The sequence below is a fragment of the Streptomyces sp. NPDC001157 genome, from assembly GCF_053598255.1.
Genome location: NZ_JBSFJW010000054.1, coordinates 1 through 15,337 on the forward strand (window position 1 = coordinate 1; position 15,337 = coordinate 15,337).

Genomic DNA, 15,337 nt, shown 5'->3' on the forward strand with positions numbered 1-15,337 from the left:
CCGCGTACGGAGCGGGAGCGGTTGTTGTGTGCCTTGTTTGCTGAGGTGCTGGGTGTGGAGCGGGTCGGTGTCGACGACAGCTTCTTCGACCTGGGGGGCGACTCGATCGTCTCCATCCAGCTCGTCTCCCGCGCCCGCGCCGCGGGAGTGGTGATCTCACCGCGCGACGTCTTCCGGCACAAGACCGTCGCCGCACTCGCCGAACTGGCCACCGCGGTGGAAGCCGAGGCCGCCCCCTGGCTCGGGGACGCGCCGGACGAGGAACTGGTCCACGTGGATCAGGACGAGCTGAACGAATTCGAGACGCAATGGGGGACCAGCAAGTGAAGGAATCGCCGATCGAAGCCGTTCTGCCGCTGTCACCGCTGCAGGAAGGCATGCTCTTCCACGCCGTCTACGACCACCAGGGCGTCGACGTCTACAACGTCCAGACCGCGTTCGGACTGACGGGAGAACTCTCCGCTGACCGGCTGCGCGCCGCCTTCCAGGCCCTGCTGGACCGCTACGCCGTGCTTCGGGTCGGCTTCCAGCAGCGCCGCGCGTCCGGCGAGTCGGTGCAACTGGTCCACCGCGGCGTCGAACTGCCGTGGACCGAGACCGACCTCAGCCCGCTGGAGCCCGCGCAGCGGCGCGCCGAACTGAACCGGTTGCTGGCCGAGGACCGCGCCGACCGCTTCGACATGATCAGGCCCCCGTTGCTGCGCGTCACCCTGGTCAAGCAGGAGACCGACCAGCACGTCCTGGTGCTGACGTACCATCACATCCTGTTGGACGGCTGGTCGTTGCCCCTCGTGCTGCGTGACCTGTTCCAGCTGTACGCCAACGACGGCGACGGATCGGCGCTTCCCGCCGTCGTGCCCTACCGCGGCTACCTCGCCTGGCTCGCCCGGCAGGATCGCGAACAGGCCGAGCGGGTCTGGAGCACCGCGCTCGCCGGCCTCGGCGAGCCCACCCTCGTCGCACCGGGAGCCGACTCCGCCGGCACCGCCGCGATGCCGGCCCTGGCGACCCTTGAACTGACCGAGGAACTCACCGCGGCCCTGCGCACGGCGGCCCGCGACCGGGGACTGACCCTCAACACGGTCGTGCAGGGCGCCTGGGCGCTGCTGCTGAGCATGATCACCCGCCGTGACGACGTCGTGTTCGGTACGACGGTCTCCGGACGTCCGCCTCAGCTCCCCGGCATCGAGAGCATGGTCGGGCTGCTGATGAACGCCGTGCCCGTGCGTATCCGGCTCGACCCCGCGGAATCGCTGGAGGCGCTGCTGGCCCGCGTCCAGGACGAGCAGTCGGCGCTGGGGGACCACCACTACCTCGGGCTCGCCGAGATTCAGCGGCTGGTCGGCCGGGGTGAACTCTTCGACACCTCCACCGGCTTCGAGAACGCCCCGCTCGACCGCGGGTCCGTGCAGCGGCCGGTGCCCGGCCTGCAGATCACCGTCCTCGACGAGAGCGACGGCGGCGGCGACACCACCGGATCGACCCACTACCCGCTGAGCCTGGTCGCCGTCCCGGGTGAGCGGCTGCGGCTGGAGCTCAACTACCGCGCGGACGTGTTCGACCGGGACACGGTGCGGGACTTCGGCGAGCGGCTGCGGACGCTGCTGCGGACGGTGGTCGAGGCGCCCTCCACGCCGGTGGGACGCATCGAGCTGCTCTCCGGTGAGGAGCGCGCCCGCATCGTCGAGAAGTGGAACGACACCGCGCTTGAGGTGCCCGCCGCCACCCTGCCCGAGGTGTTCGAGGCCCAGGTGCGCCGCACCCCCGACGCCGTCGCGGTCGAGTGGGACGCACGGGAACTCGGCTACGCCGAACTCAACGAACAGGCGAACAGGCTGGCCCGCCACCTGCGCCGCAGCGGTGCCGGGCCTGAGCGGACGGTGGCCGTGGTGCTGCCGCGTTCGGCTGACCTGCTGGTGGCCCTGCTCGCCGTGGTGAAGACCGGCGCCTCCTACGTGCCCGTCGATCCGACCTATCCCGCGGACCGGATCGCCTTCATGGTCGAGGACAGCGCCCCCGTGGCGGTGGTGAGCCGTTCGGACGTCGCCCCGCTGCCCGGAGCCGTCGTGCTGGACGCCCCGGAGGTCCGTGCCGCCCTGTCCGAGCTTCCCGGTCACGACCTGGACGACACGGAACGTACGGCACCCCTGAGCCCGTCCCACCCGGCCTATGTCATCTACACCTCCGGCTCCACCGGGCGGCCGAAGGGCGTCATGGTGGAGCACCGCTCGGTCCTCGCCTACCTGGCCTTCGCTCACGAGGCCTACCCGAGCCTCGGCGGGCGGGCGCTGCTGCACTCGCCGGCCTCATTCGACCTGACCGTCACCGCTCTGTTCGGGCCGCTCACCCGGGGAGGCCGGCTGCGCCTGGCCGACCTCGACGGCTCCCCGCCGCCGGACGGTCTGCTGGGCACCGGACGGCCCACCTTCGTCAAGGCCACGCCGAGTCATCTGTCCGTGCTCACCAGCGTCGCCGACTGGTACTCGCCCACCGGTGAACTCGTCGTCGGCGGTGAGCAGTTGACCGCGGAGATGCTCACCGAGTGGCGTGCCCGCCATCCCGGGACCACCGTGGTCAACGAGTACGGCCCGACCGAGGCCACCGTGGGATGCGTGGAGTTCCGGGTGCGCCCCGGTGACGTCCTCGCACCAGGGGCGGTGCCCATCGGCCGTCCGGTGCCCAACGCGCGCGCCTACGTGCTGGACGCCTGGCTGCGCCCCGTGCCCTGCGGGGTCCCCGGCGAGCTGTACCTGGCCGGACCGCAACTGGCGCGCGGCTATCTGAGCCGCCCGGGACTGTCGGCGCAGCGCTTCGTGGCCGACCCGTTCGGCGCGCCCGGCACCCGTATGTACCGCACCGGTGACATCGCCTGGTGGACGCCGAGCGGTGACCTGGTCTACGGGGGGCGGACCGACGACCAGGTGAAGGTCCGCGGCCACCGCATCGAGCCGGGTGAGATCGAGGCCGTCCTCGGCGCCCACCCCTCGGTCGCGCACGCCGCCGTGGTGGTGCGCGAGGACGTCCCCGGGGCCCGGCGGCTCGTCGCCTACGTGCTGCCCGTCGCCGCGGGCACCGTCGACGTGGCGGAACTGCGGGCCCGCGCCGCCACGGAACTGCCCGCGTACATGGTCCCCTCGGACTTCGTCGTCCTGTCGGAACTGCCGCTGACGCCCCATGGCAAGCTGGACCGCCGAGCCCTGCCGGCACCGGGGACCACCGTCGCCAGGTCCGCCGTGCGCGGGCCCCGCGACGAACGGGAACGCGTGCTGCACGCGCTGTTCGCCGAGGTCCTCGGCGTCGGCGAACTCGGCGTCGACGACGGCTTCTTCGACCTCGGCGGCGACTCCATCATGTCCATCCAGCTGGTCGCCCGGGCCCGCAAGGCGGGGCTCGTGCTCACGCCCAAGGACGTGTTCCGGTACAAGACCGTCTCCGCGCTGGCCCGGGTGGCGGGTGCCGAGCAGCCGGCGGCACCCGCGCCGGCGGAGGACTCCGGAGCCGGCGAGGTGCTCCCCACACCGATCACCCACTGGCTGCGGGAACTCGGCGGCCCCGTCGACCGGTTCAACCAGTCGGTGCTGCTGCGGGTGCCCGCCGGACTGGGCCTCGACCGGCTGAAGGGAGCCGTCCAGGCACTGCTGGACCGGCACAGCGCTTTGCGCCTGCGCCTACTGGTCGACGACTCGGGCCGCTGGCGGCAGGAGGTCGGACCGACGGCGGCGACCTCGGCGGACGACTTCGTCTACCGCGTCGACGTCTCCTCGCTCCACGACACCCGGATGCGCGAGGGCCTCAGTCGGCACTCCGCCGACGCGCTCGACGCCCTCAACCCCCGAACCGGCGACATGATGCGCGTGGTCTGGTTCGACGCCGGACCCGAACGCCAGGGCCGTCTGCTGCTCGTCATCCACCATCTCGCCGTGGACGGGGTGTCGTGGCGGATCCTGCTGCCGGACCTGGAGGCCGCCTGGGCGGCCCTCGCACGCGGCGAGAAGCCCGCCCTCGACCCGGTGCCCACCCCGCTGCGCACCTGGGGCGCACGACTGGCCGAGGAATCCGTCCGACCGGAGCGCACGGCGGAACTCTCGCTGTGGCGGCAGGTACTCGGCGGCGAGGACCCGCTGCTGACGCGGCGCCCGCTGGATCCGGCACGGGACCAGCACGGCACCAGCCGCAGCCTCACCCTGTCCCTGCCGCCCGAGTGCACCGAGCAGCTGCTGACGAGCGTGCCGGCGGCCTACCGAGCCGACATCAACGAGGTGCTGCTGACCGCGCTTGCCCTCGCCGTCTCCTCCTGGCGCCGGGACCGGGGCGTGTCCGCGGCCTCCGGAGTCCTGGTGGACCTGGAGGGACACGGCCGCGAGGAGATCGGCCCCGGCCCGGACCTGTCCCGTACCGTCGGCTGGCTGACCACGCTGTTCCCGGCGTACCTCGACCCGGGGACCGACGACTGGACCGCGGCCGCCGATCCGGGACCGTTGCTCGCCCGGGCGCTGCGCCGCGTCAAGGAACACCTGCGTGCCATCCCGGACCACGGCATCGGGTACGGCATGCTCCGCCACCTCAACGAGCGGACCGCCGCCGAGCTGGCCGGCTTCCGGGGACCGCAGATCGGCTTCAACTACCTGGGCCGTTTCGCCGCCTCCGGCGACGACGACTGGGCCGTGGCGGTGGATCCCGACGTGTCGGTGCCCGCCGTCGAGGAGAGCATGCCGCTCGCGCACACCGTGGAGGTCAACGCGGCGACCGAGGACCGCCCCAGTGGTCCCTGCCTGGTCGCCACCTGGACATGGGCTGCCGAACTGCTCACGCCCCAGGAGGTCGACGCGCTCGCGCAGGCCTGGTTCGCCGCACTGCGCGCGCTCGTGGAGCACTCCACCCACCCGGTGGCGGGCGCGCTCGCCCCGTCCGACGTGGCGCTGGTCGACCTCGACCAGGCCGAGCTGGATCGTCTCCACGCGCGCCAGGGCGAGCAGGGACTGGCCGACGTGCTGCCGCTGACCCCGCTGCAGGAAGGGCTGCTCTTCCACGCCTGCTACGACACCCAGGGCGTCGACGTGTACAACGTCCAACTGGTCTTCGAGCTGGAGGGCGAGGTCAAGCTCGACCTGCTGCGCACCGCCTGTCGGCAACTCGTCGAGCGCCACCCGGTGCTGCGCGCCGCGTTCGTGCAGCGGGACGGCGGGGAGCCGGTCCAGCTGATCGCCCGCTCGGTCACCGTCCCCTTCACCGAGGTGGACCTGCGGGGACCGGACCCGGCGGAGAGCCAGGCCGGACTGGAGCGGCTGCTGGCCGAGGACCGGGCCCGGCGCTTCGACCTGGCGACCGCGCCCCTGCTGCGCTTCACCCTGGTCAGGCTCCAGGACACCCACTACCGGCTGGTCTTCACCAGCCACCACATCCTCACCGACGGCTGGTCGACCCCCCTGATCATGCGTGACCTCTTCACGCTCTACGCCCACCACGGCGACCTCGGCCGACTGGCCCCCGTCCCCGAGGTGCAGGGCTACCTGCGGTGGCACGCGGAACAGGACCGCGACCCGACCGAGGCCGCCTGGCGTGAGGCGCTCGTGGACCTGAAGGAGCCCACACTCGTCGCGCCCGGCACGGAGGCGGCGGCCGTGCCCGACCTGCCGCACCGCGTGGTCACCGAGCTGCCGGAAGAGCTGACCGGGCTCCTCACGGCCACCGCCGGCGCCCACGGTGTCACCCTCAACACCCTGGTCCAGGGCGCCTGGGCACTGCTGCTGAGCACCCTGACCGGCCGGGACGACGTCGTCTTCGGCGCCACCGTCTCCGTACGGCCGCCAGAACTGCCCGACGTCGAGGACATGGTCGGGCTGCTCATCAACACCGTCCCCGTCCGGGTCCGGCTGGACCCGCGCGAGCCGGTGGGCGCGCTGCTGGGCAGGATCCAGCAGGAGCAGACGGAACTGAGCGGTCACCACCACCTGGGACTCGCCGACATCCAACGGCTGGTCGGCATGGACGCCCTGTTCGACACGTCCCTCGTCTTCGAGAACTACCCGGCCGATGCCGTGCTCCCCGCGGTACCGGGTGCCCGACTGCGTCTGACGGGCTTCACCGGAAGGGACGCCTACCACTACCCGCTGAAGCTGATGGCGGTTCCGGGGGACCGGCTGTACCTGGAGATCAGCCACCGTCCGGAAGCGGTGGACGCGGCCACCGCCGAGTGGATCGCGGGGCGGCTCGGCGCCCTGCTGAAGGAGCTGGCCGCAGATCGGACGGCCCTGACCGGGCGCTTCCTCGAACCGCGGCTCCCCGCCGTCGAGCGGCTCTGCTCGATCGCGGCCGAGGTCCTCGGCCTGGAGCACCTCGAAGCCGACGACGACCTCTTCGCGGTCGGCGCCGACTCGCTCACCGCGCTGCGCCTCGCGGGCCGTATCCGCGCGGAGTTCGGAGTCGAGGTCGCCGTACGGGCGATCTTCCAGAACCGCGCCGTCAGCCGGCTCGCCCGGCACCTGACGGCCGTCACCGGGCCGCGGTCCGCCGGACCCGACGCCCGCTGAGCGGACCGGCGCCGAACCGGGCGCCGCGGTGACCCCACCCCCTCACGACCACCTTTCCCTTGCATACGAACCGGTTCCCACCGACAGGAGAGCACAGCCATGGAAAACCCCTTCGAGCGCGCAGACGGCACCTACCTGGTCCTGGCCAACGACGAGGGCCAGCACTCGCTGTGGCCCGCCTTCGTGGAGGTGCCCGCCGGCTGGGAGGTCGTGCACCCCGAGGCCGACCGGCAGGCCTGCCTCGACTACGTCAACGAGCACTGGACCGACATGAGGCCCAAGAGTCTGGTGCGGGCCATGGAACAGGAGCAGGCGGACGCGGTCGCGTCCCGCTGAACGGGCCGCCGTATCCCCTCCGATCGCTATGAGGTGTGTGAAAGATGCCCAGACTCGACATACCCGTCGAGTACTCGCTCGACGGTGACGACGTCGCCGCGCTGATGGAATGCGTCGAGCGGCTGAGGGATTCCGGCGGAGACCCGGCGAGCCCGGAGTTCTACGACCGGTTCTGGGACTCCGGCCATCGACTGCCGCCGGGCCTGCGCTCGTTCCTGGACGGCTTCCGGCGTTCCGAGCGCTCGGCGTGCGCCCTGGTGCACGGCTTCCCGGTCGACGAGACCACCATCGGGCCCACGCCGTCGCACTGGGAGGCCGCCATCGGCGCCAAGTCGACACGGGACCAGGAGATCTTCGTGGCGCTGTGCGGCATGGCGCTGGGCGAGCCGTTCGCCTGGGCGACCCTGCAGTCGGGGCGGATCGTCCAGAACCTCCTGCCCATCCAGGGCGACGAGGAGTGCCAGAGCGGGTACGGCAGCGAGGCGCTGCTGGAGTTCCACACCGAGGACGGGTTCCACCCCGACCGGTGCGACTACCTGCTCCTGTTCGGGCTGCGCAACGACGACCGGGTGCCCACGATCATGGCGTCGGTGCGTGATCTGGAGCTGAGCGACGAGGACCGGCGGATCCTGGCCGAGCCGCGGTTCTACATCCTGCCCGACGACGAACACCTGAGGCAGCTGGAGGCACGCGACCCGAACCACCGGGCGCTGGCGAAGATGCGCCGGATGCAGCAGCAACCGGAGGCCACCGCCGTGCTGTTCGGCGACCGGCTCAACCCCTACCTGCGCATCGACCGGCCGTTCATGCGCATCGCCGGGGAGGACCGCGCGGCCGAGCACGCCCTGGACCGGCTCATGGCCGCACTGGAGAGCGTGCAGCAGGACGTGGTGGTCGGCCCCGGCACGCTGCTGGTGCTCGACAACTACCGGGCGGTGCACGGCCGCAGGGCCTTCCGCGCGCGGTACGACGGCACGGACCGCTGGCTGAAGCGCCTCACGGTCACCCGCAATCTGCGCCGGGGGCTCGTCAGCCGTGAGAGTGACAGCCACCGCGTCCTGCTCTGAGGGGGAGTTCCCGACATGCGAACGATCGTTGTCTCCGGTGCGTCCAGCGGCATCGGGAAAGCGACGGCCGAGCGGTTCCTCGGCTCCGGCGACTACGTCGTGAACCTGGACGTGGTCCCGCCGGAGGAGGCCGACGGCCCGGACCGGCGGTGGATCGAGACCGACGTGGCCGACTGGGGCGCGGTGCGCGACGCCCTGGCGCGGGTGCACGACGAGCGTGGACGGCTGGACGTCGTCGTGGCCAACGCCGGCATCAGCAAGCGGCGCGGGGTGCTGGACCTCACCGAGGAGGACGTGCGGCGGATCGTCGACGTGAACCTCCTCGGGGTGCTCGCCCTGTGGCGCCACGCCGCCGAGTACATGGTCCGCCAGGGCCACGGGGTCCTGCTGGCCACGGCGTCGGTCAACGGCTCGCGGGGATACCCGCTGTACGCCGACTACAACGCGACCAAGGCGGGTGTCGTGTCGCTGTGCCAGACGTTCGCCATGGAACTGAGCCCGCGGGTGCGCACCGTGTGCGTGACGCCGGGAGCGGTGCTCACGCCCATGCAACGGGCCGAGTACACCGACGAGATGCTGGCGGAGGTGAACGCGCGGATCCCGGCCCGCCGCCATGCCGCTCCCGAGGAGATCGCCGAGGCCTTCTTCTTCCTGGCCTCGGACGCGGCGGCGTTCGTGACCGGCCAGGAGTTCGTGATCGACGGGGGCGAGACGGCCGGTGCGACCACGGCCTTCTTCCCCGACACCAGGAGCTGAACATGATCAACCGTCCGCTGCTCGACCCCGGCGCCCTGGAGGGCGTCGATCTCGCCGATCCGCGACTGCACGCCGAGTACGACCTCACCGAGGTGTGGCGACACCTGCGCGACACCGCGCCCGTCCACCGCCACCCCGCGACCCGGCGCGGCGACGGCTTCTGGGTGATCACCCGCTACGACGACGTGGCGACCGTCTACAAGGACGGCCGGCTGTTCTCGTCCGAGCGGGGCAACGTCCTCGACACCCTGCTGGCGGGCGGTGACTCGGCCGGCGGCCGGATGCTGGCCGTCACCGACGGAGCCCATCACACGGCGCTGCGCTCCGTACTCAACAAGCACTTCACCCCCCGTGCGCTGGAGGTCATCGTCGACAGCCTGCGCACGGCCACCTGGAAGCTCATCGAGGACGCCGTCGCCAAGGACGAGGGCGACTTCGCCGCCGACGTCGCCGCCAACATCCCGCTGGCGGCCATCTGCGACCTGCTGGGCGTGCCGCAGTCCGACCGCGCCCACATCCTGTCGCTCACCCCGTCCGCCCTCGCCTCCTCCGACGGCGCCCCCACGGAGGAAGGCACCTGGAGCGCGAAGAACGAACTGCTGCTCTACTTCTCCGAACTGGCCGCATCACGCCGCGCCAAGCCCTACGACGACGTGGTGAGCCTGCTGGTCACCAGTGAGGTCGGCGACCGCCCACTGAGCCACGAGGAGATCATCTTCAACTGCTACAGCATCATCATGGGGGGCAACGAGACGACCAGGTTCGCCATGATCGGCGGTCTGCTCGAACTCATACGCAACCCCGAGCAGTGGCAGGCGCTCAAGAGCGGGCAGGTCAGCCTGGAGACCGCCATCGAGGAGATACTGCGCTACACCACGCCCAGCCTGCACTCGGGCCGCACCGCGACCGAGGACTGCTTCCTGGGCGGCGAGTTCATCGAGGCCGGCGACATCGTCACCGTCTGGAACGCGTCGGCCAACCGTGACGAGCGGCAGTTCCCCGACCCCGACCGGTTCGACCTGGCGAGGACGCCGAACAAGCATCTGACGTTCGCCCACGGCCCTCACTTCTGCATCGGGGCCTACCTGGCCCGGGCGGAACTGAATGCCGTGTTCGGCGGGTTGCGTGCCATGGCCGCCCACATGCGACTGACCGGCGAGCCGCGACGGATCTACGCCAACTTCCTCAGCGGATTCGCCACCCTTCCGGTGTCCTTCACCCCGGACCCCTCCTTCACCGGTGCCTGACACCGGGGCGCCCGCGGGCCGGGCCGGGGGAATGCGCGGCCTGGTGCCCGCCCGGGTGATGGTCCAGGAGACGTACGAGGACCTCGACGACGGCACCGGGCTCTTTCCCGAGGAGAGGGAAGCGGTGGCCGGAGTGGTGGACGAACGGCGCCGCGAGTTCAGCACCGTACGCGTCTGCGCCCGCCGCGCGCTGGCGGAGCTCGGTGTTCCCGCCGTCCCGCTGCTGCCCGGACCCGGGGGAGCACCGCGCTGGCCGACCGGGGTGACTGGCAGCATGACGCACTGCGCCGGTTACCGGGCCGGCGTGGTGGCCCGGCTGCGGGACGCCTCGGCGCTGGGCATCGACGCCGAGCCGCACGAGGCGCTGCCGCCGCTCGTCGCGGACCGGATCACCTCGCCGGCGGAGCGGAACCGGGCGCGGCTGCTGCGGGACCAGTCACCCCACGTGCACTGGGATCGGCTGATGTTCTGTGCCAAGGAGAGCGTCTTCAAGGCGCTCCACGTACTGACCGGGCACTCGGTCGGCTTCACCGACAGCGACATCACGCTGCACACGGACGGCACCTTCACCGCAGGCCTCGGCGATCCCCTTCCCGTGCGGGGCGGCGACCCGATCGCCCGCTGCGACGGCCGCTGGACGGTACAGGGGAGCTACCTGCTGGCGGCCGTCGTCGTACCCGCGTGAGCGGTGCCGGTCGCGGGCCGTCTCCGGCACTGCCTGCGGACCGGTGCGAGTTGCCGGGCACTTGCCTGGAGTGCGGCAACCGGCCCCAGGCATGATGCGACCGCGCCGCCACCGAGGTCCGCCCCACCGGGCCGCCGTCGGCACCGGCCGGACATCAGCCGCCATGCCTCCATCCGACGGAACGCCGGCCTTCCTCCCCGCTCGGGCCACCTGACGCGAAAGGGACACGTTCATGCCCACGCCCTCCGAGAGTGTCGCCATCACCGGTCTGGGTGCCATCAGCCCACTCGGCGGGGATGTGGGCACCACCTGGTCCGGTCTGCTGGACGGCCGCAGCGCCGTACGGGCGCTGGACGACGACTGGGCCGCCGCACTGCCGGTGCGCATCGCGGCCAGGGCCGCGGTGGAGCCGGCCGGGATGTTCAGCCGGGTCGACGCCAGGCGGCTCGACCGCTCCAGCCAGTTCGCGCTCATCGCCCTGCGCGAGGCATGGGCGGACGCCGGGTTCACCGGCCCCGCCGACACCCACGGGGCACCGCCCGGTGACCGGGTCGGCGTCGTCGTGGGCAGCGGGCTGGGCGGGTTGTCCACCCTGCTGCACAACTACGACGTCCTCAACAGCCGTGGCGCGCGCGGCGTCTCGCCGTTCGCCCTGCCCATGCTGATGGCCAACAGCCCGGCGGCGCAGGTCAGTATGGAGATCGGGGCGCAGGCCGCCGTGCACGCGCCGACCAGCGCGTGTGCCGCCGGCGCGGAGGCGGTGGCGGCCGGTCTGGACCTGATCCGCCTCGGACGGGCCGACGTGGTCGTCGTCGGAGGAGCCGAGGCGATCATCAACCCGCTGACCATCGCGGGCTTCGCCAGCATGACCGCCCTGTCGTGCCACAACGAGGAGCCGCACCGCGCCTCCAGGCCGTTCGACAAGAAGCGCGACGGCTTCGTGATCGCCGAGGGCGCGGCCATGCTGGTCCTGGAGTCGATGCCGCACGCGCGAGCACGCGGCGCCCGTGTCTACGGTGAGCTGGCCGGAGCGGGCGTGAGCGCCGACGCCCATCACATCGCCCGCCAGGAGCCCAGCGGGCGGTCGATGGCCCGCGCCCTGCGCACCGCGCTCGACGACGCCGGCCTGGGCGCGTCGGACGTGGCGCACGTGAACGCGCACGCCACCTCCACGCCGGGCGGAGACCTGGTGGAGAGCCGGGCCATCTCGTCGGTGTTCGGCCCGCGGGCCACCCCGGTGTCCGCGATCAAGTCCATGACCGGCCACCTGATCGGAGCCTCCGGCGCGCTGGCCGCGGTCTCCAGCGTCCTGACCGTGCACCACCGCCTCGCCCCTCCGACGATCAACGTGGAGGATCCGGACGACGCCGTGGAACTGGACGTCGTCCGGGACGTGCCCCGCGCACTGCCCGCCGGACAGGTCGCCGCCGTGAGCAACTCCTCGGGATTCGGCGGGCACAACGTCGTCCTGGCCTTCCGCGCCGCCTCCTGATCCCGGTCCCCAGCCTTTCCTGTTCCCCTTCCCCCCTTGCAAGAGTTCCGACCTACCGAAAAACGAGGAAGACGATGCGCCGGACCATGATGAAGTCCAAGATCCACCGGGCCACGGTCACCCAGGCCGACCTCAACTACGTGGGCTCGCTCACGCTGGACCCGGTCCTCATGGAGGAGGCGGACCTCCTCGTCGGCGAACTGGTCCACATCGTGGACGTCAACAACGGCGCACGCCTGGAGACCTACGTCATCGAGGGCGAGCGCGGCTCGGGCGTCGTCTGCATCAACGGGGCCGCCGCCCGGCTGATCCAGCCCGGGGACATCGTCATCATCATCGCCTACGCGTCCGTCGAGGACGAGGAGGCGGCCAAGCTGGAGCCGCGTGTGGTGTTCGTCAACGGCGAGAACGGGATCGTCAGCGTGGGGAGCGACCCCTCCGTCTGATCCCGTCCGTCACACGGGCAGTTCCAGCAGGACCCGGAACCCCTCCCCGGTGGGACCGGCGTCGAGCGTGCCGCCGAGGATCTCGGCCCGCTCGCGCATGCCCCGCAGGCCGTAACCGGGGCCGCTCACCGCGGCCCCGGCCGGCGGCGTCGGGGAGCCGGACCCGGCGTCGCGGGCCCGGTCGTCTCCGGGCGCACGGTCCACGACCTCCAGCCGAACGGTGTCCCGCTCGTACTCCAGGCGGATCGTCACGCCGTGTCCCCGGGCGTACTTGCGGATGTTGGTGAGCGCCTCCTGGGCCACCCGCCGTACGGCGTGCGACGCCTCCCCGCCGAGCGGACGGGGTTCGCCCTCCACACAGACCTCGGCCCCGAGTTCGCCGCCCATGTCGGCCAGCGTCGAGGCGATCGGCAGTTGTTCGCCGCGCAGGGCGGACAGCGCCTGCCGGGATTCGACCAGCCCCTCCTGCGCCATCCGGCGCGCGTTCACCACGAGCTCCGTCACCTCGCCGGCGTCGGCCCCGCGCTCCAGCAGCAGCCGAGCCGTCTCCAGATGCATCAACTGAGCGGACAGGCTGTGCGCCAGCACGTCGTGGATCTCGCGGGCGATCCGCGCGCGTTCGTTCAGCGCCGCGGACTCCGCCTGCGCGTCGCGCGCGATCTGCTCGGCCGCGCGCGCCGCCCGCTCCTGGGCGAGCAGGCGCCATACGACCGCCCGCGCCTCACGGTCCTGTCGGCTGAGGTAGCCGAGGAGCAGACACGCCCCGGCGAGCAGCGAGAAGACATGCCAGCCCCGGCCTGCCTCGACGAGCACCAGCGCGGCGTCGGCAGCGGCCGTGTAGGCGACGGCCAGCCATACGGGCGCCAGGTGCGCCATGGACACGATGGGCACGCACAGCAGCCCCAGCGCCAGCAACTCCGAACCCAGCAGCTGGGCTGCGGCCACGCATGCCGCCAGTACGGCCAGCGCGCCCGCCGCCGGCAACAGCCGCTGCTTCAGGGCCATTCGGCGGGCGGTCACGGAAGCGGCCAGCATCAGCACGATCAGCCCGGACAACGCCACCCGGCGCAGTGGGGCAGCGGACCCGCCAGGGAGCTTGACGACGGCCACCACCAGGACGAGCGCCAGCAGCACCGCCCGCACCCAGCCCCCGACCCGCCGGACGTGGGCGCTGGCGGAGCGGTGGACCGCTTCGGGCGCGGGCCAGTCCGTCCACACATGTCGTCGCGTCGCGGGCGTGTCCGGCATCTCTGCGTTGTCCTTCCCTCTGGCATCCGGCGACAGACGCCGCGCCATGCCGTCCTTCTGGAGGGGCTGGGTGCCTACCCGTGCGTCCCGCTGGACGCGGTCCCGGCGCCGCTGGCCTCGCCGTCGGCGGGCCCTGTGAGTTCCACGACGTCCTTGAGCGGAATGTCCAGCACGCCGAGTGACCGGCTCCGGTGAAGGACCACCGCCAAGGCTAGCATCGCGATCATGAGCGTCAGGACAGCGCCGGGGACGCCGAACAGGTCGGCGCACAAGCCGGCGACCAGCGGACCTGTCCACTGCAGGCACTGCATCCCGAAGCGGGTCACGGCCGCCACCCGCCCGCTGTACTCGTCGGGTACCAGCCGGGCTTCGTAGGACTCCAGCACGACGTTGAGGGGGACGGTCGCCACCATGGCGACCAGCAGGACGGCGCCGATCTGCCAGGGGCGGGGTACCGCGGCGACGGCGGCGAAGGACTGGACGAAGAGCCACATGGCGATGACGACGACGGTCTTCGCCCGCAGCCTCCGCATGATCCGCGGTGTGACGACCGCGCCGACGACGCCGCCCACGAGTGCCGCCGCGTTCACCGACCCCACTGCGGTCGGGCCGCCGCCGCGGTACTTGACCAGGGCGATGAGCAGCAGCAGAAAGCCCTGCGTGACCGCGTTGAGGAAGGCGCCCCACACGACGGTGAAGCGCAGGTAGGGGTGGTGCCACACCATCCGTCCGCCCGCGGCCAGACCGCCGAACAGGCCCTGGCGGCCGGTTTCGGAGGGGTCCGGACCCAGCGGCCTGCGGATGAGGGCGACGCCCACCGCGGCGCACACGTACGACACCGCGTCCGCGAGGAACGGCAGCCAGCGGGCCGTGGCGAACAGCAGCCCGCCCAGCGGCGACCCGAAGAGCTGGGCGACCAGGTCCCGTCCCATGCCCTGCGCGGTGGCCGCTCCGACCTGCTCCCTGGGGACGATACGGCGCAGGGCCGGAGTCGCCGCTCCCATGGTCAGGCCGGAGGCCAGGCCGCTGAACAGGGCGCAGGCCACCAACGAGAGCAGCGGGGCGCCGCCGCGGTGCACCAGCCACGCCGCCAGCGCCAGCGCGACCGCCTGGACCAGTGGTCCGCAGATCATGATGGCCCGGCGCGACATCCGGTCGGTGAGCGCGCCCCCGACCAGCGTCATCGTGACGGAGCCGAGCAGGTTGGCGGCACTGATGCTTCCCGCCTGGGCCGCGGAGCCGGTGGCATAGAGGGCGTAGAGCGGAAAGGCGATGGAGGAGATGCTGCTGCCGAGCGTCGACAGTCCGGTTCCGGCCCACCAGACCATGTAGTCGCGGTTCTGCCACAGCGACGGGGGGCTGTCCGAGGACGGTCGGTGCTCCAGCTGTGCCATGCCGGCGATGCTGCCCGGCCCGGATCACGTGGGCCAGGCAACGAACCGGCATCACCGATGGGATCGGGCGCCGGTCCAGTTGCCGCATTGTTGCCTGGAGCGACACGGGGCCCGCTGACAGGATTCCGGCCTGAGA

General features: G+C 72.0%; 11 protein-coding genes. 9 read left to right on the forward strand and 2 right to left on the reverse strand.

From position 1 onward, the window contains the following. The 9 genes from ACWDAG_RS44395 to panD all read left to right on the forward strand — a co-directional run. A partial coding sequence (locus tag ACWDAG_RS44395; protein WP_450701262.1) for a phosphopantetheine-binding protein occupies positions 1–327 on the forward strand: 327 nt, incomplete at its 5' end. Beyond that, complete coding sequence (locus ACWDAG_RS44400) at positions 324–6,530, forward strand: amino acid adenylation domain-containing protein (RefSeq protein WP_450701263.1); 6,207 nt, start codon at positions 324–326, stop codon at positions 6,528–6,530. The genes ACWDAG_RS44395 and ACWDAG_RS44400, both read left to right, overlap by 4 nt. Positions 6,531–6,629: 99 nt before the next feature. After that, positions 6,630–6,866 carry an MbtH family protein gene (locus ACWDAG_RS44405; RefSeq protein WP_450701264.1) on the forward strand — a complete coding sequence of 79 codons (237 nt, stop codon included), beginning with the start codon at positions 6,630–6,632 and terminating at the stop codon, positions 6,864–6,866. Positions 6,867–6,910: 44 nt separating this feature from the next. Next, positions 6,911–7,933 (forward strand): guanitoxin biosynthesis L-enduracididine beta-hydroxylase GntD, encoded by a 1,023-nt coding sequence (gene gntD, locus ACWDAG_RS44410; RefSeq protein WP_450701265.1) that lies wholly within the window; start codon positions 6,911–6,913, stop codon positions 7,931–7,933. Positions 7,934–7,948: 15 nt separating this feature from the next. Continuing rightward, entirely contained in the window at positions 7,949–8,689 is a 741-nt protein-coding gene (locus ACWDAG_RS44415) for an SDR family NAD(P)-dependent oxidoreductase (protein WP_450701266.1), read from the forward strand. 2 nt (positions 8,690–8,691) lie between these two features. After that, on the forward strand, positions 8,692–9,936 hold the full coding sequence (locus ACWDAG_RS44420; RefSeq protein ID WP_450701267.1) for a cytochrome P450: 1,245 nt from the start codon (positions 8,692–8,694) through the stop codon (positions 9,934–9,936). Next, positions 9,929–10,621: a 4'-phosphopantetheinyl transferase family protein gene (locus tag ACWDAG_RS44425; RefSeq protein ID WP_450701268.1), complete on the forward strand. Its 693-nt coding sequence runs from the start codon at positions 9,929–9,931 to the stop codon at positions 10,619–10,621. The genes ACWDAG_RS44420 and ACWDAG_RS44425 overlap by 8 nt, the downstream gene beginning before the upstream one ends. Positions 10,622–10,853: 232 nt before the next feature. After that, complete coding sequence (locus ACWDAG_RS44430; protein ID WP_450701269.1) at positions 10,854–12,113, forward strand: beta-ketoacyl-[acyl-carrier-protein] synthase family protein; 1,260 nt, start codon at positions 10,854–10,856, stop codon at positions 12,111–12,113. Between the two features lie 74 nt (positions 12,114–12,187). Continuing rightward, on the forward strand, positions 12,188–12,559 hold the full coding sequence (gene panD, locus ACWDAG_RS44435; protein ID WP_327299452.1) for an aspartate 1-decarboxylase: 372 nt from the start codon (positions 12,188–12,190) through the stop codon (positions 12,557–12,559). Between the two features lie 9 nt (positions 12,560–12,568). Here the strand turns inward: panD and ACWDAG_RS44440 are convergent, their stop codons facing one another. Beyond that, positions 12,569–13,807, reverse strand: coding sequence for a sensor histidine kinase (locus tag ACWDAG_RS44440; protein WP_450701270.1), 1,239 nt, complete (start codon positions 13,805–13,807; stop codon positions 12,569–12,571). Positions 13,808–13,881: 74 nt separating this feature from the next. Continuing rightward, positions 13,882–15,201, reverse strand: a complete 1,320-nt coding sequence (locus ACWDAG_RS44445; RefSeq protein ID WP_450701271.1) for an MFS transporter — start codon at positions 15,199–15,201, stop codon at positions 13,882–13,884. Between the last annotated feature and the right edge of the window lie 136 nt (positions 15,202–15,337).